Source organism: Mesorhizobium sp. RCAM 05104, assembly GCF_059683645.1.
This window is the reverse complement of sequence record NZ_CM185033.1, coordinates 4,209,493-4,234,795: the sequence shown is the minus strand read 5'-3', so window position 1 is coordinate 4,234,795 and position 25,303 is coordinate 4,209,493. Positions and strand designations below refer to the sequence as shown.

General features: G+C 64.1%; 24 protein-coding genes and 1 tRNA gene. 7 read left to right on the top strand and 18 right to left on the bottom strand.

From position 1 onward, the window contains the following. Positions 1-153 precede the first annotated feature (153 nt). The 3 genes from AC56QP_RS20690 (at position 154) to AC56QP_RS20680 (ending at position 3,759) form a co-directional block, all read left to right on the top strand. Entirely contained in the window at positions 154-1,035 is an 882-nt protein-coding gene (locus AC56QP_RS20690; RefSeq protein WP_489858284.1) for a LysR family transcriptional regulator, read from the top strand. A 121-nt stretch (positions 1,036-1,156) separates the two neighbouring features. Continuing rightward, positions 1,157-1,600 carry a phospholipase A2 family protein gene (locus AC56QP_RS20685; RefSeq protein WP_489858285.1) on the top strand — a complete coding sequence of 148 codons (444 nt, stop codon included), beginning with the start codon at positions 1,157-1,159 and terminating at the stop codon, positions 1,598-1,600. Further along, positions 1,597-3,759 (top strand): phospholipase D-like domain-containing protein, encoded by a 2,163-nt coding sequence (locus tag AC56QP_RS20680; protein WP_489858286.1) that lies wholly within the window; start codon positions 1,597-1,599, stop codon positions 3,757-3,759. Before AC56QP_RS20685 ends, AC56QP_RS20680 begins: the two co-directional genes overlap by 4 nt. A gap of 13 nt (positions 3,760-3,772) precedes the next feature. Here AC56QP_RS20680 and AC56QP_RS20675 read toward each other — a convergent pair whose 3' ends face one another. The 10 genes from AC56QP_RS20675 to rsfS form a co-directional block, all read right to left on the bottom strand. After that, positions 3,773-5,029, bottom strand: a complete 1,257-nt coding sequence (locus AC56QP_RS20675) for a D-amino acid dehydrogenase (protein ID WP_489863553.1) — start codon at positions 5,027-5,029, stop codon at positions 3,773-3,775. Between the two features lie 120 nt (positions 5,030-5,149). Continuing rightward, positions 5,150-5,692, bottom strand: coding sequence for a GreA/GreB family elongation factor (locus AC56QP_RS20670; RefSeq protein WP_489858287.1), 543 nt, complete (start codon positions 5,690-5,692; stop codon positions 5,150-5,152). A gap of 14 nt (positions 5,693-5,706) precedes the next feature. Then, positions 5,707-6,129, bottom strand: coding sequence for a nucleoside diphosphate kinase regulator (rnk, locus tag AC56QP_RS20665; protein ID WP_489858288.1), 423 nt, complete (start codon positions 6,127-6,129; stop codon positions 5,707-5,709). Positions 6,130-6,403: 274 nt separating this feature from the next. Continuing rightward, positions 6,404-7,543: an alanine racemase gene (gene alr, locus AC56QP_RS20660; RefSeq protein WP_489858289.1), complete on the bottom strand. Its 1,140-nt coding sequence runs from the start codon at positions 7,541-7,543 to the stop codon at positions 6,404-6,406. A 191-nt stretch (positions 7,544-7,734) separates the two neighbouring features. Beyond that, entirely contained in the window at positions 7,735-8,256 is a 522-nt protein-coding gene (locus AC56QP_RS20655) for an RNA pyrophosphohydrolase (RefSeq protein WP_489858290.1), read from the bottom strand. A 38-nt stretch (positions 8,257-8,294) separates the two neighbouring features. Further along, positions 8,295-9,476 carry a divergent polysaccharide deacetylase family protein gene (locus AC56QP_RS20650; RefSeq protein WP_489858291.1) on the bottom strand — a complete coding sequence of 394 codons (1,182 nt, stop codon included), beginning with the start codon at positions 9,474-9,476 and terminating at the stop codon, positions 8,295-8,297. Between the two features lie 273 nt (positions 9,477-9,749). After that, entirely contained in the window at positions 9,750-11,081 is a 1,332-nt protein-coding gene (locus tag AC56QP_RS20645; RefSeq protein ID WP_167365099.1) for a S41 family peptidase, read from the bottom strand. Further along, the gene (locus tag AC56QP_RS20640; protein WP_489858292.1) at positions 11,082-12,419 is read right to left on the bottom strand and encodes a murein hydrolase activator EnvC family protein; all 1,338 of its coding nucleotides are present in this window, start codon (positions 12,417-12,419) and stop codon (positions 11,082-11,084) included. Between the two features lie 125 nt (positions 12,420-12,544). Next, positions 12,545-13,027 carry a 23S rRNA (pseudouridine(1915)-N(3))-methyltransferase RlmH gene (gene rlmH / locus AC56QP_RS20635; protein ID WP_489858293.1) on the bottom strand — a complete coding sequence of 161 codons (483 nt, stop codon included), beginning with the start codon at positions 13,025-13,027 and terminating at the stop codon, positions 12,545-12,547. Positions 13,028-13,112: 85 nt separating this feature from the next. Continuing rightward, positions 13,113-13,490, bottom strand: a complete 378-nt coding sequence (gene rsfS, locus AC56QP_RS20630; RefSeq protein ID WP_091578959.1) for a ribosome silencing factor — start codon at positions 13,488-13,490, stop codon at positions 13,113-13,115. A 242-nt stretch (positions 13,491-13,732) separates the two neighbouring features. On the opposite strand from rsfS, the gene AC56QP_RS20625 reads away from it, so the two are divergent. Beyond that, on the top strand, positions 13,733-14,584 hold the full coding sequence (locus AC56QP_RS20625) for a mechanosensitive ion channel family protein (protein WP_489858294.1): 852 nt from the start codon (positions 13,733-13,735) through the stop codon (positions 14,582-14,584). On the opposite strand, the gene AC56QP_RS20620 is transcribed toward AC56QP_RS20625, so the two are convergent. The 5 genes from AC56QP_RS20620 to obgE all read right to left on the bottom strand — a co-directional run bounded on the left by AC56QP_RS20620 (position 14,585) and on the right by obgE (position 20,396). Further along, a complete protein-coding gene (locus AC56QP_RS20620) occupies positions 14,585-15,874 on the bottom strand; it encodes an MFS transporter (RefSeq protein ID WP_489858295.1) in 1,290 nt (429 codons plus the stop codon). Positions 15,875-15,977: 103 nt separating this feature from the next. Then, positions 15,978-16,565, bottom strand: a complete 588-nt coding sequence (locus AC56QP_RS20615) for a nicotinate-nucleotide adenylyltransferase (RefSeq protein WP_489863554.1) — start codon at positions 16,563-16,565, stop codon at positions 15,978-15,980. A 330-nt stretch (positions 16,566-16,895) separates the two neighbouring features. After that, positions 16,896-18,182, bottom strand: a complete 1,287-nt coding sequence (locus AC56QP_RS20610; RefSeq protein WP_489858296.1) for a glutamate-5-semialdehyde dehydrogenase — start codon at positions 18,180-18,182, stop codon at positions 16,896-16,898. A 3-nt stretch (positions 18,183-18,185) separates the two neighbouring features. Then, positions 18,186-19,361, bottom strand: a complete 1,176-nt coding sequence (proB, locus tag AC56QP_RS20605) for a glutamate 5-kinase (RefSeq protein WP_489858297.1) — start codon at positions 19,359-19,361, stop codon at positions 18,186-18,188. Positions 19,362-19,364: 3 nt separating this feature from the next. Then, positions 19,365-20,396 (bottom strand): GTPase ObgE, encoded by a 1,032-nt coding sequence (obgE, locus tag AC56QP_RS20600; protein ID WP_489858298.1) that lies wholly within the window; start codon positions 20,394-20,396, stop codon positions 19,365-19,367. Between the two features lie 132 nt (positions 20,397-20,528). Here obgE and AC56QP_RS20595 point away from each other — a divergent pair, with 132 nt between their 5' ends. Then, positions 20,529-21,398 (top strand): endonuclease/exonuclease/phosphatase family protein, encoded by an 870-nt coding sequence (locus tag AC56QP_RS20595; RefSeq protein ID WP_489858299.1) that lies wholly within the window; start codon positions 20,529-20,531, stop codon positions 21,396-21,398. Between the two features lie 190 nt (positions 21,399-21,588). On the opposite strand, the gene AC56QP_RS20590 is transcribed toward AC56QP_RS20595, so the two are convergent. The 3 genes from AC56QP_RS20590 to AC56QP_RS20580 form a co-directional block, all read right to left on the bottom strand. Continuing rightward, a complete protein-coding gene (locus AC56QP_RS20590; RefSeq protein ID WP_489858300.1) occupies positions 21,589-22,176 on the bottom strand; it encodes a GNAT family N-acetyltransferase in 588 nt (195 codons plus the stop codon). 120 nt (positions 22,177-22,296) lie between these two features. Next, positions 22,297-22,566, bottom strand: coding sequence for a 50S ribosomal protein L27 (gene rpmA, locus AC56QP_RS20585; RefSeq protein WP_091578900.1), 270 nt, complete (start codon positions 22,564-22,566; stop codon positions 22,297-22,299). Between the two features lie 98 nt (positions 22,567-22,664). Beyond that, entirely contained in the window at positions 22,665-23,348 is a 684-nt protein-coding gene (locus tag AC56QP_RS20580) for a 50S ribosomal protein L21 (protein WP_489858301.1), read from the bottom strand. A gap of 464 nt (positions 23,349-23,812) precedes the next feature. On the opposite strand from AC56QP_RS20580, the gene AC56QP_RS20575 reads away from it, so the two are divergent. Then, positions 23,813-23,902 (top strand) — tRNA-Ser (locus AC56QP_RS20575). A gap of 151 nt (positions 23,903-24,053) precedes the next feature. Further along, complete coding sequence (locus AC56QP_RS20570) at positions 24,054-25,283, top strand: COG3904 family protein (protein ID WP_497100381.1); 1,230 nt, start codon at positions 24,054-24,056, stop codon at positions 25,281-25,283. The last annotated feature ends 20 nt before the right edge of the window (positions 25,284-25,303 follow it).

Genomic DNA, 25,303 nt, shown 5'->3' with positions numbered 1-25,303 from the left:
CGGGGCCAATGGCAACGCGAGCCAGAACGCAACCGTTGTGCGGAAAATAGATACCGGTTGACGGAGGAGCATCAATTCTCGCAAATGATGGGGTGTAAATTCTGCAGCACGGATTGAGAGATTGAGTTCCTTCACCCCCCGGGGACCTTCCCTATGAACTGGGATGACGTCCGCATTTTCCTCGCGGTGGCGCGCGCCGGCCAGATCCTTGGCGCCGCCAGGCGGCTGGAGCTCAACCACGCCACCGTCTCGCGCCGCATCGCCGCGCTCGAGGATGCGCTGAGGACCAAGCTGTTTCGCCGGCTGACCACCGGCAGTGAACTGACGCCCGCCGGCGAGCGCTTTCTCGACATTGCCGAGCGTATGGAGGGCGACATGATCGCCGCACGCTCGACCGTCGCGGGCGAAGGCGACGATGTCTCCGGCACGGTGCGCATCGGTGCCCCGGACGGGTTTGGCGTCGCCTTCCTGGCCAAGCGTCTCGGCGCGCTGACCGCGCTGCACCGTGAACTGACGATCCAGCTCGTGCCGGTGCCGCGCTCCTTCTCCTTGTCGCGCCGCGAGGCCGACATCGCCATCACCGTCGAGCGGCCGACGGAGGGCCGGCTGGTGGCGGGAAAGCTGGTCGACTACTCGCTCGGACTGTTTGCCTCGCGCGCCTATGCGCAAGCGCACGGCTTGCCCAAGACAGCCGCCGAGCTTGGCCAGCATACCCTCATCGGCTATGTGCCGGATCTCATCGTCAGCCCCTCGCTCGACTATGCCGCCGAGTTCAGCGCCGACTGGCGCACCAGCTTTGCCATCTCCTCGGCGCTCGGCCAGGCCGAAGCGGTGCGCTCAGGCGCCGGCATCGGCATCCTGCACACCTTCATCGCCCGCTCGATGCCGGAACTGCTGTCCGTCGACGTCGTGGCGCCCATCCGCCGTGCCTACTGGCTGGTCTACCACGAATCGGTCAGGCCGCTGCGCCGCGTCCAGATCGTCGCCAGCTTCATTACCAAGGCGGTCGAGCGCGAGCGAAACTTGTTCGTTTAGACATACCGCCTTTTCCTCGCCACAAAATCGATGACTGTGACACCGGGCGCGCAATTCTGCCGGTCGCCCGGTGGAATTTCGCGCCATGGGGTGGGGACATTCAGAAAGCTGCCGGATAGACATGCGAGCCGATCTTGCCATCCTGCCGCTGCTCTTCTTCTCGGCTTGCGCCAATCCGTGGACGAAGGTGCCGGAAGCCGAACTGCCCAAGCCGATCCGTGCTGCGATGGCCCGGCCCTCGCCTCTCGTCATCGGTAATTATTGCGGCCCCGGCACCCGCACCGGCGATCTGTCGGCCCGGCCGGTCGACCGCCTTGATGCGGCTTGCCGGACCCATGACGCCTGCTACATCGCCCGCCACAACCATTGCGACTGCGACGGCACCCTTGTCGCCTCGGCGAAAGCGATCCGCGACGACAAGACGGCGCCGCGCAAAATGCGCGGCGAGGCGGATCTCCTGATCGCCACCTTTGCCATTCCCGTCTGCAAGGTCTTCCCGCAAGGCTTCATGCCGCCGCGCGACCCGGCGCAATTGAACGCCCTGAAGGCCGGAGCGACTGGGTGAACGGCCGAGCATCCATCGCCCTCGCCCTGTTTGGCCTGGCGCTCACGGTGCTTGCCGGCTGCACCAGCGCTGGTCGCGATGCCTGCGACGTGCTGCAAGGCCAACAAGCCTGCGCGCGTCCTTCGCTGTCGGCTGGCACATCCGGACCGCGGGTCGCCGCCGCGCAATTCTTCGGCGATGCCGGCGCCAGCGACTACGAGAAGCGGTTCCTGGCGCTGCTCGCCCACAACCAGGTTGGTGCCATGGATCGCGCCAATGGCACCGGTCCTTTCGATCACGATTACCATGACATCCGCAACAGTGACTTCCAGGCGACCTACCGGACGCTGCGGCAACTGGCCGGGCCGGTTGCCGAAACGCATCTGCCACCAGCCGGCAGCGACAGCGGCGAGGGCCATTTCGACGGCCGCTGGCGGGTGTCGCGGCAGACCCTCTACATCGACGCGGCGGCGCGGCCTTCGGCGCCTAAGATTTTCGAGTTTTCAGGCTTGCAGGCGCGCAGCGTCGAGATCGTGCTGCGCCAGGCTGGCACGCAACCGGCCGACATCGAGGGCACATGCGACGGCGCGTTGGCGGTCCGCGCCGGCGGCGGTTCACGTACCATCGCCATGGGCACGGTATTCCGCTTTCGCTTGTCCGGCGAGGACGACACAGTCAGCCTGTTCCCGAGCGAGACCCTGAACCGCTGCAGCCTCGGCGTCCGCTCCAACCTGGCCCCGACCGGCACTCCGCTCACCATCCTGCGCGAAGAGGTCGCCGACCCGGCGCTCGCTGGCTTCGACAGTCGCTACCAACGCTGCCAGACGCCCGACGCCGCCCGTCTCGACCCTCTTAGCCGTGCCTTCTATGCCAGCCGCTGGCTGTCGCAGACCTGCGGCTTGCCGATCGGCAAGCCGCGCCTGCTGCGCAAGTCGCGTGACGGCTTCAATGCCAAGGTCGAGGCGCTGATGGGAGCGCCGCTGTCCGACAGCGCCGTCGACAAGGGCGATCCGGACCTGCCTCTCGACTTCTCGAAGGCACCAAGGCTCAAGCTGATCTATCTGTCGTCGCTGGAGTTCAAGGCGGACTTTTCCGGCCGCATCATGGAACGGCTGATCCGCCACCATGCCGCCCTTGGCACCAAGGTCCGCATCATGGTCACCGACGTGCTGGAGCGCGACAAGGACGACGCCCTGCTGCATCGGCTGGCGGCCGAATTTCCCAATGTCGAGTTACAGGAATATCGCTGGCGGGCGGACCGGGGCGCGCCGATCGACGAGCAGCTGTCGCAATTGCACAAGACCCACCATGTCAAGATGCTGGCCACGCTGGCGCAGGACCCTGGCCGCTCGCGCGTCATCATCGGCGGCCGCAACATCCATGACGGCTTCCTGTTCCACCAGCCGGTCGATCTGTCGCGCTATCCGGACCTGCAGCAATACGGCAAGACCGACGGGTTTTCGCTGAACTACTATTCGAACTGGAGCGACTTCGACATCGAGTTCGCCGACCAGGCCATGGTCGAGACGCTCGCGGCGCATCTGTCGACATTGTGGTTGCGCGACGCCGACACCAACATCGCGCGCCCCTTCTCCATTCCGGTCCGTTCCGATGGCCGCCGCCCGCCGGGCACGGCGCGGCACTTCATTTCCGTGCCCTACGAGGATGGCCATGCGCTGGAGGATTACTTCGTCGAACTGGTCGACGCCGCCCAGCATCATATCCAGATCGTCAATCCCTACCTCAACCTGACGCCGAAACTTGGCCTCGCCTTCGACCGGGCCCTGGCCCGTGGCGTCAGGATCGACATTATCGGCCGCATCGATCTCAAGGGCGATATCGGCGGCAAATTCCTCACCGCGCTCAACAAGCTGTTCGTCGAGGAATATGGCGACCGCATCAACATCCGCGAGTTCAAGGCGCCCGATGTCGTGCTGCATTCCAAGATCATGATGATCGACGAACGGCTGGTCGCCATCTCGTCGGTCAATCTCAACAACCGCAGCTTCTTCCACGACTCGGAGAACGGCATGATGGTCCTGGACCCGGCCTTCTACGCCAGGATGAAGCCCATCTATGACGATTATCTCGCCCACTCGAACCCGGTCGCCACCAAGGTGACGATACCGTGGGCCTATCGCCTGCTGTTCGACGAGGACTGGGTCAAGCAGGCGTTCTGACCTCTCGCGCCCGCTAGCGCAGATAACGCTCCTGTGCCAGGGCGCGGACATCGATGTCCGGTACCCGGCTGGAGATGATGTCGGCCAGCACCTTGCCCGAGCCGCAGGCCATGGTCCAGCCGAGCGTGCCATGGCCGGTGTTGAGATAGAGGTTGGAAAGCTCGGTGCGGCCGATCAGCGGCGGGCCGTCGGGCGTCATTGGCCGCAGCCCGCACCAGAACGTCGCCTCCCGCATGGCGCCGGCGCCCGGAAAGAGATCGCCGACCGAGTATTCCAGCGTGCGCCGCCGCGATTCGTGCAGCCTGAGGTCGAAGCCGGAAATCTCTGCCGTGCCGCCGACGCGGATGCGGTCGCCGAGCCGGGTGATCGCCACCTTGTAGGTCTCGTCCATCACCGTCGACACCGGTGCCGCGGCGGCGTCCTGGATCGGCACGGTGATCGAATAGCCCTTGACCGGATAGACCGGGATCGGCCGCTTCACCCGGCGCATGAACGCCGCCGAGTAACTGCCCAACGCCATCACATAAGCGTCGGCGGCTTTCCAGCCCTTGCTGGTAGAGAGATTGGCGATGCGGTTGCGGCTGCGGATGACGCGCCAGATGGTCACGTCGTATTCGAACTTGACGCCGCGCGCCACACAAAGCTCGGTCAGCCTGTCGGTGAACATCTTGCAGTCGCCGGTCTCGTCGCCCGGCAGCCTGAGGCCGCCGACGATTTTCTCGCGTACCCCGGCCAGCGCCGGCTCCGCCCCGATGCAGCCGTCCTGGTCGAGGATCTCGTAGGGCACGCCATATTTCTTCAGCACCTCGACATCGCCGGCGGTGCCATCGAGCTGCTTTTGCGTGCGGAACAGCTGCAGCGTGCCCTGGGTGCGCTCGTCATAGGCGATGCCGGTCGCTTCGCGCAGCGCCTTCAGCGTGTCGCGGCTGTACTCAGCCAGCGGCACCATGCGCGATTTGTTGATCGCATAGCGCTCGGCCGTGCAGTTGCGCAGCATCTTGACCAGCCATGTCCACATATGCGGGTCGAAGGCGGGCCGCACCACCAGCGGGCCATGCTTCATCAGCAGCCATTTGATCGCCTTCAGCGGAATGCCCGGCCCGGCCCAGGGCGAGGCATAACCGGGCGAAATCTCGCCGGCATTGGCGAAGCTGGTTTCCAGCGCCGGGCCTTTCTGGCGGTCGATCACCGTCACCTCGTGGCCGGCCTCGGCGAGATAGTACGCCGTGGTCACCCCGATCACGCCACTGCCCAGCACCATGATCTTCATCATTCACTCCTTGCCGCGCCACGTCCTTCAGGACGCCGATGGACGCGGCGCATTTCCGATTTGCGCATGATCCCTTGCGAAAATCGATGCCGATTTTCGAGACCATGCGCCGTTGCCCATTCACGCCGCCGAGGGACCGGGGTCGTCGTCCTCTGTCTGCCGCATTCCGGCTCTGTCGCCAAGAGGCCGCCTGTCGGTCGCGGCGCTGTAGACAAGGGTGAGCCTATGCGGTCGCCTCATCTCGGCGCGGGATTTCTCCTGGACTGCCCGCCGCGCGGCCTCCGGCTGGTAAAGCACGGCCTTGATCAGGATCGCCTCCCGCCTGCCGTCGGGATGTTCGATCGATATGGTCTGGCCTACAGCCATGCCGAGCATGCAGAGCCCGCGCCGCGTTGCGACCGACAGGCTGGAGCCGACCGGTCCGCGAACCTCGTTTTGCACCAGGGTTCGCGTCTCGGCAGGTCCGGCATCGATACGAAACACCACTCTGCTGTTCAGCGTAACGATATCGGGTCCGACCGAATCGGTAGGGACGACATCGGCGGTTGAAAGCTTGTGCTCGAGCATGTGCACGATCGGATCCGCGAATGCCCGCCGGCGCTCCAGCATGACTTCGAGGACGGCGAAGTCCTTCCTCGTCAGACGGCAATTCGTGCTTGTCATAGCCGCCTCCACGCTCATGACCGCTGCTGGCCGGAGGCGGGCATGTCGACAGATTCGACGGTCACCGACAGTTCCCGGCCGCCACGGCTGCTCCAGCACACCACCTGTCCGACGGTCGCACCGATGAGCGCCGTCCCCATCGGCGTCAGCACCGAGATCCTGCTTTCGGCGATGTCGGCCTCACCCGGATAGACCAGCGTGATGCGCTGCGTGTTTCCGCCTTCGCCGCTGATTGTCACCGTGGAGCCCATTCGCACCACGTCGGCCGGCATGGCCGCGGCGTCCGTGACGACGGCCCGATCCATTTCCGAAAGCAGGTCTTCGGCCGTCTCGGGCGCGCGATCGAGATACGCCCTCGCCAGGCCCGTCAGCCTGTCATGGTCGGCATCGCTGACCAGCAGCTGGCTCTGTGGGCGCGGTCCTGTTGCATGTTGCATGGCAAACCTCATGGATTGGCGCATCGAACAGATGCGCGCTTGCCGCCATGCCGATGGCGGCTTGATGAAAAGCCGACAGCCGCGAGGCCGTCTGGCTTGAGGATGGTGATGTCAGGTAGAGATGCCCCGGTTCGGACGGACGCCAAAAGGCGGCCGCGCCGGGGCTACGATCCCGCGATCGGGCAGACCCTGAACAAGGTTCTGATATGGGCGAGGTTGCTCATGCCCCGAACCTTGCCGACAGGCGTCCGCTTGTCAAGCGCGGCCAAAGCGCTCAACCGCCGACATAGTCCCGATGAAAGCGCGGGCCGAGGCTGGTCAGGATTTCATAGCCGATGGTACCGGCATGGCCGGCCGCGTCATCCACACTTTGCGAGGGGCCGAGCAGCTCGACGAGGTCGCCATCGCGCAGCTTGCCGGGCGGCAAGGCGGATATGTCGAGAATGATCGAATCCATCGACACCCGCCCGAGGAAGGGCAACCGCACGCCTTCGAACCAGGCCGCGGACGCCGCGCGTCGATGCCAGCCATCGGCATAGCCAAGCGAGATTGTCGCAGCGGCGAGAGGAGCGGTCGTTTTGTACGTGTGGCCGTAGCCGACACCAACGCCGGCCTCCAGCATCCGTGTCTGGACGACCTTGGCCTCCAGCCGCACCACCGGCAGCATTGGGTTCGGCCTGGCCGGCGTCGGATTGATGCCGTAGAGCGCCGCGCCAGGCCGGGCGAGATCGTAGTGAAAGCGCTGCCCGAGAAAAATGCCGGACGAATTGGTGAGCGAGGCCGGCGCCTTCGGCAGCATCATGCGCAGCCGCTCGAACGCCAGTCGCTGCCGCTCATTGGCCGGATGCTCCGGCTCGTCGGCGCAGGCCAGATGGCTCATCACGAAGCGGATGTCGATGCCGTCAAAGGCGCGCGGATCGAGAGCGATGCGCTCGACATCCCGTGGCGGCATGCCAAGCCGCGACATGCCGCTGTCGACCTGGATTGCCGCCGGCAGCTTCCGGCCGGCATGGCTGGCCGTCTCGCGCCAGGCGCCCAGTTGCGCAAGGCTGTTGACCACGGCGGAAAGGTCGGCCGCCGCGGCATCCGGCTCGGCACCGCGCGGAACGCCGTTCAACACGAAAATGGCAGGACCCGGCCCTAGCGAGCGGCGCAGGGCGATACCCTCGCCCAGAAGCGCGACGAAGAAGATCTCGCAACCTTCACGCAGCAGCGCCGCCGCCACCTGGCTCGCGCCAAGCCCGTACCCGTCGGCCTTTACCACGCCGGCGCAGCGCACGCCGCCCAGCAGCGCTTTCAGTCGCCGGTAGTTTTCACGGATCGCGCCAAGGTCGATGGTGAGGACGGCCCCAGCCGCCGCTTTGCTTGTGGCGGTGACGTCCTCGGACGGCGACTTGCGGGGGGCGTCGTTCATGGCGACCCTTCTAATGCATGTCGGCCAAAAGTGGCTTCGGTTTTGGGACGACGACATGCATGCAAACAGAGGCTAAAGCACGGCGCATGAATCCGTATCGGCGCGACGCGCTTTAGTGGCGGATAGACATCAATAGGGCCCTCGGATCGGCGCGGCAACTGCGGCCGTTTCAACCGCCGCCGATCGTCCGGCTATCGCACCAGATGCCGGAACGCCGCCACCACCTCTTCATAGACATGACGCTTGAACGGCACGATCAGGTCGGGAAGATCGCGCATCGGCCGCCATGACCATTTGTCGAATTCGGCGGTGTGGTTGCCCGGCGGTGGATTGATCTGGATCTCGCTGACATCGCCGTGGAAGCGGTAGGCGAACCATTTCTGCGTTTGGCCGCGATACCGCCCCTTGTAGGCAACGCCGACGAGCTCATCCGGCAAATCGTAGTTGATCCAGCCGGGCGCCTCGGCCAGCAGCGAGACGCTGCGCATGCCGGTCTCCTCATAAAGCTCGCGCTCCGCCGCCTGCAACGGCTCCTCGCCCTTGTCGATGCCGCCCTGCGGCATCTGCCAGAGCTGCGTCGTGCCGGCAAACTCGCTGTCCGGTTCGGCAATGCGATGCCCGACCCAGACCAGGCCATCGGCATTGAGGATCATCAGCCCGACACAGGGACGGTAGGGCAGCGTTTCGCGATCAGTTTTTTTCTTCTTTGGCATCAGTCAGTCTTTCCAACCGTCTTGCGACCGGGCCGTGGCTAGCCTTTTTGCGGATCGATCGCCACCGCCGAAATCGGCACGATCTCGATGCCGCGTTTCTTGGCTTCGACCACCCAAGACGACACCGTGTCGACCGTCAGGTCGAAGGCCGAGCCGATGCCGACGGCAAAGCCTTTGGCACGCGCGGTGGCTTCCAGCCCGTCGAGTTTCTTCAGGATGGCGCCACGATCCTGGACGGCATCAATCGCCGTGTCGCCGGAGACGAAGGGCACGCCGTCCTTCAGCGCCAGGTCCGGTGCGAGGCTGCGCGCCGACGAACCATCATCGATATAGGCGAGCCCGCGTTTGCCGAGCTCGGCCATGAACGGCTCCATCGCCGCCGGGTCGGCGGAAAAGCGCGCGCCCATGTAGTTCATGACGCCGGTATAGTTTGTCGTTCGCGACAGCGCCCAGTGCAGGTTCTTCAGATTCTCGTCCGCGCTTGCCGCCACCGTCAGCGTGTTGCGGCCCGGGTTGACGTTCGGATAATCGAACGGTTCGAGCGGCACCTGCATGACGATCTCGTGACCGCTCTGCCGCGCCGCCTGCATCCAGCGGCCGATGCTGTTGCCTTGCGGCGCGAAGGCCAGGGTCACCTCCGCCGGCAGCCTGGCGATGGCCGCCTGGGTGCCGGTCTGCGAAACCGCGAGCCCGCCGATGACGATCGCCACGCGTGCGCCGCGCGCGCCGGACCAGGGCCGCGCATAGACGTCGAACGGCCGCCGGCCATCGGCGGCGCGCACCGGCAACGGCCCGCTGTCGCTGGCTTCGATCAGCGCCTTGTCTGGAATATGTGCGATCTTCAGATTCTGGCCGATGGTCGACGGATCGTGGATGACGATGGACGCCTTGGGCGGGCCATCGCCCTCTTCCGTCTGCACATGAATGATCTGCGGCCCGCCCGTCTTTGTTGGCGTCTCCGCCTTTGGCGCGGCGACCGGGGCCAACGCGGCCGGCGCTGCGGCGGGTTCGGCGGCCGCGGTCACTTTCGGTGTCGAAACGGCAACCTCTTGCGGCTTTCGAAACGGCTTTTCCCTGAGCGCGATCGCACCGGACACGCCGACCACCGCGAGCACGACAACGGACGCCATGACCGCGCCTGAGCTCACCTTGCCGGCGGCGCGCGGCGACCGGACGGTCTGTCCGAGCGGGCGTTCGATGTCCTTGCCTATGTCAGCCAAGCCATATCCCCGGGCGCATGATCCCGAAAAGGGAACCTTTCGAAAAAGACATGTGCGCATTCATCAATGTCGGCACGCCCTGGCGCCGTACCACGAGGCGCCCTGTTCCCCGAATCAAACTGCCGGGACCTTTCGGTCCCGGCAGCATCGCATCGCTTCGTTCATGCGGCCAGAGCTGATTGCCCCGGCCCGGGAGCATCGGATCCAAAAGGTTTTGGGAAAATCCGATGCTCAAACAAAAAGATAGAGCGGCGCGTGCGCCGCTCTGGACCGTTACTGGTTGAGCACGGCCTTTTCCGGATTGGGCGGGAAGGCCGGGTCGGTCTTCTGGCCGCGCAGCAGCTGCTCGGCATAGATGAGCTGCAGGTCGTCCTTCGGATCCGGCGGCACATAGGCCGCCGAGCCCGAGCCGGTCGAGCTCTCGTCGGCGCCCTTGATGTGGCCCTTGAGGTCGGATTCGCCGCGCGTCAGGTCCCTGCCCTGCAGTTCAGGCGGCAGCGGCTGGTCGACCTTGATGTCGGGCGTGATGCCCTTGCCTTGGATCGATTTGCCGGACGGCGTGTAATAGAGCGCCGTCGTCAGCCGCAGCGCACCATTCTCGCCGAGCGGGATGATGGTCTGCACCGAACCCTTGCCAAAGGACTGCGTGCCGACCACCGTGACGCGGCGCAGATCCTGCAACGCGCCAGCGACGATTTCCGACGCACTGGCCGAGCCGCCATTGACGAGAACGATCATCGGCTTGCCGTTGATGTCGTCAACCTGCTTTGGCTTGGCGTCGAAGCGGGTGACGTCCTTCGGATCGCGGCCGCGCGTCGAGACGATCTCGCCACGATTGAGGAAGGCATCGGACACGCTCACCGCCTGGTCGAGCAGACCACCCGGATTGAGGCGCAGGTCGAGCACATAGCCCTTGAGCTTGTCGTTCGGCACCTGCTTCTTGATGGTGTCGATGGCGTTCTCGAGGTCGTCATAGGTCTTTTCGGTGAACGAGGTGATCTTCATGTAGCCGATATCGTTCTCGACCCGGAACTTGACCGCCTTGACCTTGATGATGTCGCGCACGACCGTCAGTTCGATCGGCTTGTCGGCGCCCTGGCGCAGGATGGTGAGCTTGATCGGCGTGTTGACCAGGCCGCGCATCTTCTCGACCGCGTCATTGAGGGTCAGGCCGCGAACCTCTTCGCCATCGATCTTGGCGATATAGTCGCCGGCGAGCACGCCTGCCTTGGCGGCCGGCGTATCGTCGATCGGCGTGATCACCTTGACCAGGTCGTTCTCCATGGTGACTTCGATGCCGAGGCCGCCAAACTCGCCCTTGGTCTGGACGCGCATGTCCTGCGCCTGTTCGGCGTTCATGTAGGAGGAGTGCGGGTCAAGCGAGGCAAGCATGCCGTTGATGGCGTTCTCTACCAGCGACTTGTCGTCGGGCGGTGTCACATACTGTGCCCGCACGCGCTCGAAGATGTCGCCGAAGATCGCCAGTTGCTTGTAGGTCTCCGACCCTGCAGCGTTCGCCGCCGAGCCGGGCGTGCCATAAACAAGGCTCATGGCGGACGCGCCCATCAGCGCACCGGCAAACAGAAGCGACAATTTCCGCATTATTCACGTCCTTCCAGAAAAACGGTCCGCCCACCATGGGGCCGGATCGACGGGTTTTCCATCCTTGCGGAACTCGACATAGAGTTCCGGCGTGGCATTTCCATTCTTCGAAACCGAGGTGCTCGCCACCCGGGCTTCTCCCATCGCACCGACCGGCTCTCCTGCGAGCACTGATTGGCCAGTCGCGACGCTGATTCTGCTCATCCCCGCCAAAACGACATGATAGCCGTCGCCGGCGTTCAGGATCAAGAGTTGACCATAAGAGCGAAACGGCCCCGCATAAAGCACATTTCCATCCGCCGGTGCGGTGACGATGGCTCCCGATTGTGTCGCAACCATGTCGCCAAGCATCACTGCGCCGTTACCGTCATCGCTGCCGAATCGCCGTTTGATGCGGCCGGTCACTGGCAGCGCGATCTGTCCCTGAAGTGCTGAAAAGGGTGCCGCCGCGGCAAGTTGATTGCTTTCCGGAACAGGCAGAGATGCCAGCTCCGCCGGCGCCGATGTCTTGTCGGCGTCCGCGGTCTTCTGCTCGGCCGCCTTGGCGGCGTCCGCCGCCTTGCGGGTCTTGTCGGCCTGCGCTTCGAGCGAGGCGATCAGCTCCTTCAGGCTGCCGGCCCTGGCGGCGAGCGCCTCGGATCGCTGCTTTTCAGCCGCCATTTCCGTTTGCGTGTCGGCTTCGAGCTTCTGCTTGGCTTCCAGCAGCATGCCCAGCCGCTTCTTTTCCGCCGCCTGGTCGCCGACCGCCGCCGTCAGCCGCGCTCGTTCGGCCTCGATCGAGGCCGTTACCCGCGACTGCTCCTTGAGATCGGCCAGCAGGATATCCGTCTGCTGGCGCAGCTCCGGCACCACGGCGCCGAGCAGGATGGCGCTGCGCACCGACGACAGCGCGTCCTCCGGCTTGACCAGGATCGCCGGCGGCGGGTTGAGCCCCATGCGCTGCAGCGCGCCCAGCACCTCGGCCAGGACGTCGCGCCGCGCCACCAGCGAGGCGCGGATCTTCTGTTCCTGGCTCTTCAGTCCTTCCAGCCTGGCGCCGATATCCTCGATGTCCTGGCCAAGCTTCTGCTCGGTCATTGCCGACTGGATCAGCGCGGCGGTGATCGAGGCGTGGTCCTTCTTGATCGTCGCGATGTCGGCGGAGAGCTTGGCCAGCCGCTCCGACGACAGCGTGATCTCTTTCGAAACCCGTTCGTATTCGGCCCGGCTCTGGTCCGGATCGGGAGCCATGTCGAGCGTGTTCTCGGCCCGCGCAGCATGGAACGACAGGACAAGCGCCGCCGCCGCGATGCCGCAGCGCGCGCGCCATGAGCCCGTTCTCGATTTCCAGCCTTCAGACATTCGGTGTCGACTCTATCTGCGGCTTCGTTAACGAACCATCAACCATGTTTGGAGGGCTCGCTTGTTGGCGCAATCTTGCGCGGCAATGGGGCGGAAATCCGGGCAGGTCGCGCCAATTCCCCGATTTATGAACGGTGATAGGGATGGCCGGACAGGATCGTGGCGACCCTGTAGAGCTGCTCGCCGAGCATCACGCGCACCAGCTGGTGTGGCCAGGTCAGTGCGCCGAACGAGACCACCAGATCGGCCTGGTCGCGCAGTGACTGATCGTGGCCATCGGCGCCGCCAATGGCGATGACCAGCGCCTTGCGGCCGCCATCGCGCAGCAGTCCGATGCGTCCGGCGAATTCTTCGGAGGAAAAGCTCTTGCCGCGTTCGTCGAGCAGGATCAGCGCCATGCCAGGCTGCAACTGCGTCTGCAGCCTCTGGCCTTCCTCGCGCCGCCGCTCATTGGCGGTTTGCGCGCGCCCCTCGGCGATCTCGGCCACGCCGGCAAATTCGAGCCCCACCGCCGGGCCGCTTTTGGCGAAGCGCTCGAAATAGCGGTCGGCGAGCTGCTTCTCGGGGCCGGCTTTCATTCGGCCCACGGCATGAACTGATATCTTCATCCTCGCCCCTACAAGCCGCTAATGCATGTCACCCAAGGGTGGAAACCGGTTTTGGGGCAATGGCATGCATCAAAACAAAGGCGGCTTAGTGGAGGGTTTCTTCCTCGAGATCCGGCGCCTGCCACATCTTTTCGAGATTGTAGAATTCGCGGACTTCGGGGCGGAAGACATGGACGATGATGTCGCCCGAATCGATCAGGACCCAGTCGGCGCCGGCCAACCCCTCGACGCGCGCCGTGCCGAGACCGGCATCCTTGAGCGCCTTGAGCAGGTGATCGGCGACAGCCGAGACATGACGGTGCGATCGGCCCGAGGCGACGACCATGTAGTCGCCGAGGCTCGATTTCCCCTGGATGTCGATTGAGACGATGTTTTCGGCCTTGGAGTCTTCCAGACTGGCAAGGACTGTCTTGATGGCGCGGGACACGGCGTCGTTTACGCTGATCCCGGCCGGCGAAGGCACGATATAGGCCTTCTTCCGCAGTGCTGTTCTCAGTGTATTTCCTTTCGCAGCAAGAACAACCAAATCACCCCTAAAGCAGGTGACACCGCTTAGATAGGCAGAGTTCCGTTGCAGTTTCAAGACGGAGCCCTAATTGCGGGCGAACTCATTGCGGGCCCGATTGTTCCACGCGACACGCAAAAGATCGGAACCCAGGCGTCCTGCAAGGGTTATCGGCTGACCGACAAAACCGGAATCCCGCCATGCCAATCGACCCGCAGAACGCCTTTCTCACCGTCCAGGCCGGCCTCGCCCAGTTGAGCACGCTGATCGTTTCCTATTCCTTCTCGGCCATCGGCGCCGTCATCCTGCTGATTGTCGGCTACATCATCGCCGGCCTTGCCGAGCGTTCCATATTCGCCGGCCTCGGCCATATCCACGGCTTCGACGCGACGCTGCGGCATTTCTTCTCCAAGATCGTCCGCTATGCCATCCTGATCCTCGTCACGATCATGGTGCTCGGCCAGTTCGGGGTGCAGACCGCGTCGATCATCGCCGCGATCGGTGCCATTGGCCTCGCCATCGGCCTGGCGTTGCAGGGCACGCTGCAGAACATCGCCGCCGGCATCATGCTTCTGGCGCTGCGGCCATTCCGCATCGGCGAATCGGTCGAGGTCGGGTCGATTGCCGGCACGATCGAGGAGATCGGGCTGTTCGCGACGAAGCTGCGGACCGCCGACGGCATCTATGTTCTCGCGCCCAATTCGACCCTGTGGAACCAGCCGGTACGCAACTTCACCCGCAACGGCGTGCGCCGCAGCGACATCACGCTCAGCATCGGCTCGTGGAACGACATCGACCGCGCCCAGAAGACACTGCTCGCCATTGCCGCTGCCGAGCGCAGGGTCAAGCGCGATCCGGCGCCGATCGCCTTCGTGGCGACTCTTGGCGAAAGCACGGTCTCGATTGCGCTGCGCTACTGGACATCGTCGGCGGATTTCTTCGCCACCCAGACCGATCTCACCAAGCGCGCCAAGCAGGAATTCGACAGCGAAGGCATTTCGATCCCGCTGCCGCCACCGGAGGCACCGGCGCCGGAAGCCCGCCGGCAATAATTAGCTACCTCTATGGCGGTCCAGTTCGTCCGGCGCGAAGGCGAGTTCCACCGGCAGCGGCGCCTGCGCCGTCATCGGCGTGAAGCTGCCGGTCTCCGTGGCGGGAACCGGCAGCGTCGTGAACACGCGCAACAGCACGAACAGGCAGAAGGCGCAGGCGATGACGATCGCCACATAGATGAAGGCCTGCGTGCCGAAGACCGCCGACAGCGCCGTCACGATGCCCGGCACGATGAAGCCTGAAAGCGACCATGCAAACAACAGCGAGCTGGACAGCGCCACCATGTCGTCCTTGCCGGCGCGGTCGGCGGCATGCGCGCTGGCCAACGAATAGATCGATTCCGACGCGCCGTCCCAGATGATGTAGATCACCACCAGCGCCGCCAGCGCGCCTCCGTCGAATCCGAGCGCGAACATGCCCGCCGCAGCGGCAAGCGCGGATGCCGCGACCAGCACATAGCGGCGGTCGGTACGGTCGGAAATCCAGCCAAGCGGTATCTGCAGGATCAGCGTGCCGACCGGCATAGCCGAAAGCAGCAGCGCCACATCGGCCTGGCTGTAGCCCTTGGCCGTGGCGTGGATCGGCGCAAAGCCGGCAATCGACATCGACAGGCCACCGACCGCCAGCATGCCGGCGACGCCGACCGGTGAAATCCGCCAGGCTCGGCCGAGCGCCACCGAGGCCGCTTGCGGCGCTGGCGGCTGGGCCAGCCGCGTCATCCCGACGGGGAGGATCGACAAAGCGGTGAACACGATGCCGATCAAGGGCGCATCCGCCGTCCTGATATCGACCAGCGCCAGTGTCGCGTAACCGACGCCAAGCCCGGCGACATAGGCAACGTAGAAGAAAGCCATCACCCTGCCGCGTATGGCGTTGGCAACGGCATCGTTTAGCCAGCTTTGGGCAACGATGAACAGGCCGCAAATGGCAAAGCCGTAGAGCGCGCGGGCGGCAATCCACACGATCGGGTGCGGCCCCGCGCCGACGGCGGCATTGGCCAGTGCGATCAGCGCCGACAGCACCATGAACGCGCGCGCATGGCCAACCCTTCGCACCAGCGGTCCGGTCAGGATACAGCCGGCGAGACCGCCGGCTGAAAGGCCGGTGATGATCAGCCCGGCCCATGTCGGATCGAAGCCTTCGACGCCGAGGCGGACCGGGATATAGGCAAACATCAGCCCATTGCCGACAGCGATCAGCGCCATCGACACGATGACGCTGGCAATCGCGATCAGCGGCGGCTCTTCGCCCTGCGCGGCGTCGGTTCGGTTTTTTTCAAGAATCGGCATGTCTGCTCAGGATTGCCCATGAAACAGGCAAAGGGAGCGATAAAAGCGACATCGCCGGACGAGTGGGAATCTCCCTTTCGCCGCTTCCGGTAGGCCAGGATACTCAGCCTTTCGCCAGCCTGCGGATCGCGCTTGACGACAGCGACGAGCGCGGGCCATGGATGAAGGTCCAGGCCGGCGCCTTCATTCGGGCGAGGCGGGGCGCATCCCCCTCGTCGATACGGGCATAGTCGAAGGTCTTGGCGACCACCGACGACAGGAACGACAGCGTCGCGCCCGGGCGGTCGATGACCGCGATCGGGAAGGTCATGACGATCTCGCGCCAGCGCTGCCAGCGATGGAAGTCGCGCAAGCTGTCGGCGCCCATGATCCAGACGAAATCGACGCCGGGATTGCGCGCCTTGACCAGCGCCAGCGCATCGGCGGTGTAGCGGACATGATGGGCCGCCTCGAAGGCGGTGACCTTGACCTTGGGGTTCTTGGCGATCCGCTCGGACAATTGCAGCCGCTCGGCCAATGGCGCCAGCTCCCGCGTGCTCTTCAGCGGATTGCCGGGCGTCACCATCCACCACAGTTGGTCGAGCGCCAGGCGCCGCAGAGCGATCTCGGCGACCAGCGCATGGCCGGCATGCGGCGGATTGAACGAACCACCGAACAGGCCGACGGCCAGGCCTTTTTCGGCGTGCGGCATTTTCAGATAGGCGGAGGAGGTGGCCGATGGAGAAGGGGATAGCATGGCGCTAGGCACCCCTCTTTGTCCTGCCGGACATCTCCCCCGCAAGGGGGGAGATCAGCAGTTTCGGCGAAGGCGTAAATCCTGCAGCGTTGAAGATTGGCGAAACCAGAAATGCCAGCCAATCTGCCCCCTTGACGGGGGTGGGGCGTGGTCCGCGCAGCGGATGGAAAGCCAACGGCTTGGCTTTCCGAACGACGAACGCCCGGAGCGACAGCGAAGGGCCGCCCACCGCAGGACAGAGGGGGGTGCCTGGGCGCAAACTTCAGGCCCCTTGGGCGAAAGACGTCAAGGCCTCACCTGTCCCGATCCGCGCACGCGGTATTTGAAGGAGGTCAACTGCTCGACGCCGACCGGCCCGCGCGCATGCATCTTGCCGGTGGCGATGCCGATCTCGGCGCCCATGCCGAACTCGCCGCCATCGGCGAACTGCGTCGAGGCATTGTGCAGCAGGATCGCCGAATCGATCTCGTTGAAGAACCGCTCCACCGCCTGCGCATCCTCGGCGACGATCGCCTCGGTGTGGTGCGAGGAGAAATTCTCGATGTGCTCGATCGCTCCACCGATTCCGTCGACCAGTTTCACCGCGATGATGGCGTCGAGATATTCGGTCACCCAGTCGGCGTCGGTCGCCGGCTTGGCATCGAAGAACAGCTTCAGCACTTCGGAATCGGCATGGATTTCGCAGCCGGCCGCGCGCAAAGCGTCGAGGATCGGCACCAGATGGGTAGACGCAACGGCGCGGTCGACGAGCAGCGTCTCGGCGGCGCCGCACACGCCGGTGCGCCGCATCTTGGCGTTGACGGCGATCTCAACTGCCATGTCGAGCCTGGCGGAACGGTCGATGTAGAGATGGCAGATGCCTTCTAGATGGGCGAAGACCGGCACCCGCGCCTCGTTCTGCACCCGCCCGACAAGGCTTTTGCCGCCGCGCGGAATGATGACGTCGAGCGCGCCGCCGAGGCCCTTCAGCATCTCGCCGACAGCGGCGCGGTCGGCGGTCGGCACCAGCTGGATGGCGTCTTCCGGAAGGCCGGCAGCCTTCAGCCCCTCGACCAGGCAGGCATGGATGGCGGCTGACGAGTTGAGCGAATCCGAACCGCCGCGCAGGATCACCGGATTGCCGGCCTTGAGGCACAGCGCGCCGGCATCCGCCGTCACATTCGGACGGCTCTCGTAGATGACGCCGACGACGCCGAGCGGCGTTCGCACGCGCTCGATATGGAGGCCATTCGGCCGGTCCCATTCAGCGATGACGTCGCCGACCGGGTCGCGCAATGCCGCAATCTCACGGATACCCTCGGCCATGGCGCGGATGCGCGCCGGGTTGAGCTTCAGCCGGTCCATGAACGAAGCGGAAAGCCCTGATTCCTTGCCATTCGAGACATCGATGGCGTTGGCGTCGAGTATGTCTCGTTCACGACGCAGGATCGTCTCGGCCATGGCGGCGAGCGCGGCGTTCTTGGCGGCGGTCGTGGCGATGGCCAGCGGTCGGGCGGCAGCGCGGGCGCGGCGGCCGATATCGGCCATCAGCGCCACGGTGTCGTCCCGGGATTTTTCATGCAGTTTCAGCATGGCTCACCCTCCGCTCGATACTTGGTCACCGATCCGTAGCTGGTCGGCACCCCGTGCTTGGTCAGCGGCATGACTCACCACGAGGTCGTCGCGGTGGATCATCGCTGAACGCGCTTCGTAACCGAGCACGGTTTCGATCTCGGCCGTTTTCAGACCAGCGATCCTTACGGCATCGGCGGCATCATAGGCAACCAGCCCGCGCGCGATCTCGCGGCCTTCGGGCGACAGGATCGCCACCGTGTCGCCACGCGAGAAATTGCCGCTGACCAGTTTGACGCCGGCCGGCAGCAGCGACTTGCCCGACAGCAGCGCGCCGATGGCGCCGGCATCGACCGTGAGCCGGCCGGCCGGTTCGAGCTGGCCGGCGATCCAGGTCTTGTAGCCCTTGACCGGATTGGCACTCGGCCGGAAGAAGGTGGCGCGTTCGCCGCGCTCGATCGCCATCAGCGGCGACAGCCTTGTGCCTGATGTTATGATCATCGCCGTGCCGGCGGCGGTGGCGATCTTGCCCGCATCGAGTTTCGTCCGCATGCCACCGCGCGACAGCTCGGAAGCGGCAGCTCCCGCCATCGCCTCGATGTCCGGCGTGATGCGATCGACAACGGGAATGAATTTGGCCTGCGGGTCGCGCGCCGGCGGCGCGGTGTAGAGCCCGTCAATGTCGGAAAGCAGGACCAGAAGGTCTGCGCCCATCATCGTCGCCACGCGCGCGGCCAGCCGGTCATTGTCGCCATAGCGGATTTCCGAGGTCGCTACCGTGTCGTTCTCGTTGATGACCGGCACCGCCTTCATCTTGAGCAGCGTCGAGATCGTCGCCCGCGCATTGAGATAACGGCGGCGTTCCTCGGTGTCGCCAAGGGTCAAAAGAATCTGGCCGGATTTCAGGGCGCCCTTGCCGAGCGCATCCGACCAGGCGCCGGCGAGCGCGATCTGGCCAACGGCGGCGGCGGCCTGGCTCTCCTCGAGCTTCAGGGCGCGCTTGCCAAGGCCGAGAATGGTGCGGCCGAGCGCGATGGCGCCGGACGACACGACAAGGATCTCGGCGCCGCCCTGGGCGAGCACCGCAATATCGTCGGCGAGCGAGGCCAGCCAGTCGCGCTTCAGGCCCGTCGTGCGATCGACGAGCAGCGCCGAGCCGATCTTGACGGTGATGCGCCGGTATTTCTTCAGCGACTGCATGGCCTACTTTTCCCAGCGCGTCTCGACCACGGGAGCAGCTTCCGCGCGCGCCTCGGCAATCACCGCCATCAGCGCCCGCAACACGGCTTCGACACCTTCGCCGGTGACGGCGGACAACAGCATCGGCGCCCGACCGGCGGCGCGCTTCAGCGAGGCGACCTTCTTCTTGCGTGCATCGGCATCGAGCGTGTCGACCTGACTGAGCGCCAGGATCTCGACCTTGTCGGTCAGGCCATTGCCATAGGCATCGAGCTCGGCGCGCACGGTCTTGTAGGCCTTGCCCAGGTTTTCCTCCTGCGCCGAAACCAGATGCAGCAGCACGCGCGTGCGCTCGACATGGCCGAGGAAGCGGTCGCCGATGCCGACGCCCTGATGCGCGCCTTCGATGAGGCCCGGAATGTCGGCGATGACGAATTCGCGCCCGTCGATGCGGGCGACGCCAAGACCGGGATGCAGCGTCGTGAACGGATAGTCGGCGATCTTCGGCTTGGCCGCGGTGACGGCGGCCAGGAAAGTCGACTTGCCGGCATTGGGCAGCCCGACCAGCCCGGCATCGGCGATCAGCTTCAGCCGCAGCCAGATGTTGAGCTCTACCCCCGGCAGGCCGGGATTGGCGCGGCGCGGCGCCTGGTTGGTCGAGGTCTTGAAATGCTGGTTGCCGAAGCCGCCATTGCCGCCCTTGGCGAGCAGAAAGCGCTGGCCGACCACGGTCAGATCGCAGATCAGCGTCTCGTTGTCTTCCTCGAAGACCTGGGTTCCGGCCGGCACCTTGAGCGTGACATCGGCGCCCTTGGCGCCGGTCATGTTGCGGCCCATGCCGTGGACGCCGGTCTTGGCCTTGAAATGCTGCTGGTAGCGATAGTCGATCAGCGTGTTCAGTCCGTCGACCGCCTCCAGCCAGACATCGCCGCCGCGGCCGCCGTCGCCGCCATCGGGCCCGCCGAATTCGATGAACTTCTCGCGCCGGAACGACACCGAACCGGCGCCCCCGTCACCGGAGCGGACATAGACCTTGGCTTGATCGAGAAATTTCATCGGATTGCAGTTTCTTTTATTGGCCTTGCGGCATTGCTCTAAACCTTGGGCCTTGCTCTAAACCAAGGCGCGGCGAAGGGCGAGGACGTTTTGCGACAGGGGCCGCGCGAGATCGGCCGGAGTGATGTCGGAATGAAGCTTGTAACCTACAACATCCAGTACGGCATCGGCCTCGACGGCCGCTATGATGTCGCGCGCGTCACCGACGCCGTGCGCGGCGCCGACGTGATCGCGCTGCAGGAGGTGACCCGCAACAATCCCAGGAATGGCGGGCGCGATATGGTCGCCGAGATCGGCGAAGCGCTGCCCGATTATTTCGCGGTCTATGGCAGCAATTTCGAGGCCAATATCGGCTCGCGTATCGAGAACGGCCGCGCCGTCACCAGCACTTTCCAGCTCGGCAACATGGTGCTGTCGAAGACGCCCATTCATCTGTCGCGCAATCTGCTTTTGCCGCGCAGCCGCAGCTTCGAGGTCATGAATTTCCAGCGTGGCGCGCTGGAGGCCCTGATCGAGACACCGCTTGGTTTCATCCGCTTCTATTCCATCCATCTCGATCACCGCAGCCCGGTCGAACGCGCCAGCCAGATCCAGTTCCTGCGCCAGCGCCTGCTGAACTATGCGCTCGAAGGCGGCGCCTTGTCCGGCGTCGCCGAGATCGGCCTGCCGGAATTGCCCCATCCCGAAGCCTTTGTCGGCATGGGCGATTTCAACATGCTGGCCGGATCGCCCGAATATGTCGAGCTGGCCGGCCGGCCGGATCACGAATTCGGCATGCCGCTGACCGCCGACTTTGCCGTCGATGCCGCCCTGCGCCTCAACGTCGCTGGCGACGATCTCGTCTCCTGGGTCGATCCCAAACAACCAGCCAATGCCAGCCGCCACAAGCGCATAGACTACGTCTTCACCAGCGCTTCGCTTGCCAGATCGCTGAAGCGCCTGTGGGTCGACCACGAGGCGGTCGGTTCGGACCACCTGCCGGTGTGGGTCGAAATGGGTTGAACCCAGTTTGGCCCGCAACTGACTTATCACTTTGTTCGAGCCGCACCCCGAGGTGTGTTGAGATTCGGGTCAGGCCGAGCCGAGGATGGTGGCTTCCGAGAACCGGAACGCAGCGTACTTTAAGTACGTGAGCACCGGAAGCGCAGGAAGCCGCCATCACAGGCCGGCCTCACCTGAATATCGGCACACATCAAAAGTGGACCCAGTTGCGCAGGCTGGTCCAGGTCTTGCGGTCGAGCCGATAACGCTCGACCGGCACTTGGCCGGCGACGATCGAGTTCAGCATGCCCTGGCCGGCATACTGGAAGCCGCATTTGTGGATCACCCGGCGCGAAGCCGGATTGATGACCCGCGTCGAGGCATGCAGCACCTGGATCGAAGTGCTCTGGAAGGCGAGGTCGACCAGCGCATGCGCCGCTTCCGTCGCATAGCCGCGCTTCCAGTGGGGCTCGCCGATCCAGTAACCGAGCTCCAGCCCGCGATCGGTGGTGTTGAGACCGGCGCAGCCGACGAAGGTGTCGGTGCCGGCCAGCGTCAAGGCATAGGCAATGCCGGCCCGGCGCGACTTGGTCATGGCGAGGAAGGCGCGCGCCTCGGCCTCGCCATAGGGGTGCGGCATGCGGGCCAGCATTTCGGCGACATGACGATTGTCGGCAAGTTCGACCAGTTGCGCGATATCGCCTTCGTGCGGCGCCCGCATCACCAGCCGCTCGGTAACCAGGACCGGGCAGTCTATCGCGTAACTTTCGTCTTCTGAGTCTTCCGCTTCGGCAACCATTTGAAAGTCCTCCAGGCACAAGAAAAAGGGGAGATGGAAACCCATCTCCCCTGATCCTTTTCCTGGCTTTGCCAGACACCGGTTCCCGAGATGGGCGCCGGTGTTCTGGTGCGGAACCGGCTACTCCGCGGCTTTGGTAATCGGGTTGACCGATACGTAGGTTCGGCCGTTGGCTTTCTTGTTGAACATCACGGCGCCGGCTTCGAGCGCAAAAAGGGTATGGTCCGTGCCGATGCCGACGTTGACGCCGGGATGCCACGTGGTGCCGCGTTGACGAATGATGATGTTGCCTGGGATGACGGCTTCGCCGCCGAACTTCTTCACGCCCAGACGCTTGGAATGCGAGTCGCGACCGTTGCGCGACGAGCCGCCAGCTTTCTTGTGTGCCATCTAACTAACTCCGTTGCGCCGCAAGGCGCCTAAAAGGCCTTATGAACGCGTTCGCGTTCCGTTTCAAGTCCGATCCGGCTGATGTTTCGCCGGAAAAATTACTTCTTCGCCAGTTCCTTGGCCTGTTCGCGCCAGTCCTTGATCTGGTCGGCGCTGAACGGCATGTGCTCGTCGATCTTGGCGACATCCTTCTCGGTCAGCTTGGCAAGCTGGGCGAAGGTGATGATGCCCTGCTCGGCGAGATCCTTGGCGGCGACCGGGCCGATGCCCTTGATCACGGTCAGGTCGTCCGGCTCGCCCTTCGGCGCCTTGAACAGCGGCGCCGCGGTCGTCTCGGCCTTCGCTTCGTCCTTCGGAGCAGCGTCCTTCTTGGCCTTGGCTTCCTTCGGCGCGGCTTCGGCCTTCGCCTCGGGAGCAACCTCAGCCTTGGCTTCCGCCTTCACGGCGGCCTTCTTCGCGGGCTTCGCGCCACCCAGCAGGATCTCGGCGATCCGCACGGTGGTCAAAAGCTGGCGATGGCCGATCTTGCGGCGCGAATTCTGACGGCGGCGCTTCTTGAAAGCGATGACCGTGCGGTTCTTGCCCTGCTCGACGACTTCGGCGGTGACCAGAGCGCCATCGACGAAGGGCGCGCCGAACGTGACATTTTCACCCTCGCCATGCGCGAGCACGTGGCCGATCTCGACGATATCGCCGACCTTGGCTTCGACTTTTTCGATCTTCAGGAGATCGTTGGCGGCAACGCGATACTGCTTGCCACCCGTTTTAATGACTGCGAACATTTTTTGCCTTTCGCTGTTCGGTCGGCCTCAATGAACCGCCTCTGGCGGTTCGGCCGTCTTTTTGTCAGTCTGCGGGTTCAAAAAACAAGCGGCGCGGAAGAACCCTCCACGCCGATTGCGCGCTGTCCCTAGCCGAAGGTTGAGTGCGAGTCAAGGCAAACGGCCGCGCCGTTGCCGAGGCTGCCACTGACGAGCACGGACCAGCCGTGTCAGCATGCCCCCACAAAGTGTTGCCCTCGCTGGCGATCTTTCCGGCGAGAACAACGGCAAGGCCCGTGGCGCCCTGGAGAAAAGCGTGGCGGCGATGACCGCCAGGGCCGCCTGTGCGGTGCCCGTGACCGGCAAACACCGGCGTGAATCCGCTGCCTGTCAGGCGAGCCAAATAACTGGCCGATTTGGCCTTGTAACCTGCCCGTTCAGCCGTTATCTAGTGCGCCGCGCCGGCAACGGCCGACCATGACCGCGGAGAGGTGGCAGAGTGGTCGAATGCACCGCACTCGAAATGCGGCATGGGTGCAAGCCCATCGGGGGTTCGAATCCCTCCCTCTCCGCCAATTTCTACAGCCATAATTAAGAGGCTGATTTTCTTAGCTTTATTGATGCGGCCAAAACGTGCGGTGCCCCACGGCGGTGCCCCAAGAATTTCCCCTTGGTCCCTCATTCACCGTTGTTCAGAATGGCGGCGGATGAGAAGAGGGCAATGCAATGTCATCGATCAGATTGTATGCATCCATCGCGGCGGGGCTGCTCGCATTGGTCTTCGCAGGCCCTTGCTTCTCAGATGAAAAACCGTTCGATCACCAGATCGATGAACCCATGGTTTTCGCCGCTGGCTACAATGGGGGGAACTGTGATGGGTGCGAATGGTTGATCGCTGAAGGCACTTTTGTTGAGGGAACTTCTGCCAAGCTCTTAGAATTCTTGACCGCAAGATTTGGCAAACCGGGCGGCGGTCCGGAGCTGTCCTTTCGTTTCAATTCTAACGGCGGCAATGTGATCGAGGCACTGCGCGTCGGCGAGATAATTCGAGAGTGGGGCCTCGATACAAGCCTTGGCAAGACAGTGGGGATCCTTCGCGATTATGGCTCATCAGAGTACGCCACCATCTATAGCGAGGACAGCCGCCCAGGTGTTTGCGCATCCGCCTGCGCTTATGCGGTGCTGGGTGGGGTAAAGCGATCTTTTGTAGAGGCCGACAAGCTTGGTGTGCATCAGCACTATTCCGACAAGTCGATAAGCGATCCGCTCGCTCAGACCGCCACAGCTATAGATCGGTCAGTCGACCAACTCATATCCGGCATCATAATGGAATATGTCATGCGTATGGGTGTGGATCCCCACTTGGTCAGTCAGGCGGCGTCAGTCGCTCCATGGGACGAGATGCATTGGTTAACTCCCGCAGAGATCACAACATACCGGATCGACAATATCTCAGACCAGTACTCACCTCCCGTCATTATCCCCTTCGGCTCTAGAGGGGCTGCTTTGGAGACCATGCATACTGCAGGGTATCTGGCGAACTTGGACCACCCCACCAAGCACCGCGTCTTTTGCAAGGGCGCAAAGCGCGTCCCCTATATCGCCTACATCTATACGGCGAACACGAGCACTGCCGGCGAGTTTAGATCAGCAGTAGCAGCAAAGGTCGACTTCGCATTCAAAAATGACGAGGGCCTTGACGTCGTGCTGAGACCCAAGCTCGCTAACGTGACCGAAAAGAAAAACGCTGACAACACCTACACAGTAGCGGCAGCGTGGTCATTCGAAAATGCGTCTCAGGAGGTGTTCCAGACGGCCACCGCAGTATCTGCAATTGACGGGCCGGACAACGGAGTAGCCCACTACGCTTGGGACCGTAGGGACAGGGTTAGTTTCCAACTGCCCGCATCCGCAGAAAAGTTGGTGGGCTTGGCATTCCGAAATTGCGTAGAGTAGCAATTGGGCTGAACGCTGGT

What these genes read in the sequence shown, in the direction of transcription:
- AC56QP_RS20690 (WP_489858284.1), top strand. Translation starts at nt 154, where the DNA reads ATGAACTGGGATGACGTCCGCATTTTCCTCGCGGTGGCGCGCGCCGGC.
- AC56QP_RS20685 (WP_489858285.1), top strand. Translation starts at nt 1,157, where the DNA reads ATGCGAGCCGATCTTGCCATCCTGCCGCTGCTCTTCTTCTCGGCTTGC.
- AC56QP_RS20675 (WP_489863553.1), bottom strand. Translation starts at nt 5,029, where the DNA reads ATGAAGATCATGGTGCTGGGCAGTGGCGTGATCGGGGTGACCACGGCG.
- AC56QP_RS20670 (WP_489858287.1), bottom strand. Translation starts at nt 5,692, where the DNA reads ATGACAAGCACGAATTGCCGTCTGACGAGGAAGGACTTCGCCGTCCTC.
- rnk (WP_489858288.1), bottom strand. Translation starts at nt 6,129, where the DNA reads ATGCAACATGCAACAGGACCGCGCCCACAGAGCCAGCTGCTGGTCAGC.
- alr (WP_489858289.1), bottom strand. Translation starts at nt 7,543, where the DNA reads ATGAACGACGCCCCCCGCAAGTCGCCGTCCGAGGACGTCACCGCCACA.
- AC56QP_RS20655 (WP_489858290.1), bottom strand. Translation starts at nt 8,256, where the DNA reads ATGCCAAAGAAGAAAAAAACTGATCGCGAAACGCTGCCCTACCGTCCC.
- AC56QP_RS20640 (WP_489858292.1), bottom strand. Translation starts at nt 12,419, where the DNA reads ATGTCTGAAGGCTGGAAATCGAGAACGGGCTCATGGCGCGCGCGCTGC.
- rlmH (WP_489858293.1), bottom strand. Translation starts at nt 13,027, where the DNA reads ATGAAGATATCAGTTCATGCCGTGGGCCGAATGAAAGCCGGCCCCGAG.
- AC56QP_RS20625 (WP_489858294.1), top strand. Translation starts at nt 13,733, where the DNA reads ATGCCAATCGACCCGCAGAACGCCTTTCTCACCGTCCAGGCCGGCCTC.
- AC56QP_RS20620 (WP_489858295.1), bottom strand. Translation starts at nt 15,874, where the DNA reads ATGCCGATTCTTGAAAAAAACCGAACCGACGCCGCGCAGGGCGAAGAG.
- AC56QP_RS20615 (WP_489863554.1), bottom strand. Translation starts at nt 16,565, where the DNA reads ATGCCGCACGCCGAAAAAGGCCTGGCCGTCGGCCTGTTCGGTGGTTCG.
- AC56QP_RS20610 (WP_489858296.1), bottom strand. Translation starts at nt 18,182, where the DNA reads ATGCTGAAACTGCATGAAAAATCCCGGGACGACACCGTGGCGCTGATG.
- proB (WP_489858297.1), bottom strand. Translation starts at nt 19,361, where the DNA reads ATGCAGTCGCTGAAGAAATACCGGCGCATCACCGTCAAGATCGGCTCG.
- obgE (WP_489858298.1), bottom strand. Translation starts at nt 20,396, where the DNA reads ATGAAATTTCTCGATCAAGCCAAGGTCTATGTCCGCTCCGGTGACGGG.
- AC56QP_RS20595 (WP_489858299.1), top strand. Translation starts at nt 20,529, where the DNA reads ATGAAGCTTGTAACCTACAACATCCAGTACGGCATCGGCCTCGACGGC.
- AC56QP_RS20590 (WP_489858300.1), bottom strand. Translation starts at nt 22,176, where the DNA reads ATGGTTGCCGAAGCGGAAGACTCAGAAGACGAAAGTTACGCGATAGAC.
- rpmA (WP_091578900.1), bottom strand. Translation starts at nt 22,566, where the DNA reads ATGGCACACAAGAAAGCTGGCGGCTCGTCGCGCAACGGTCGCGACTCG.
- AC56QP_RS20580 (WP_489858301.1), bottom strand. Translation starts at nt 23,348, where the DNA reads ATGTTCGCAGTCATTAAAACGGGTGGCAAGCAGTATCGCGTTGCCGCC.
- AC56QP_RS20570 (WP_497100381.1), top strand. Translation starts at nt 24,054, where the DNA reads ATGTCATCGATCAGATTGTATGCATCCATCGCGGCGGGGCTGCTCGCA.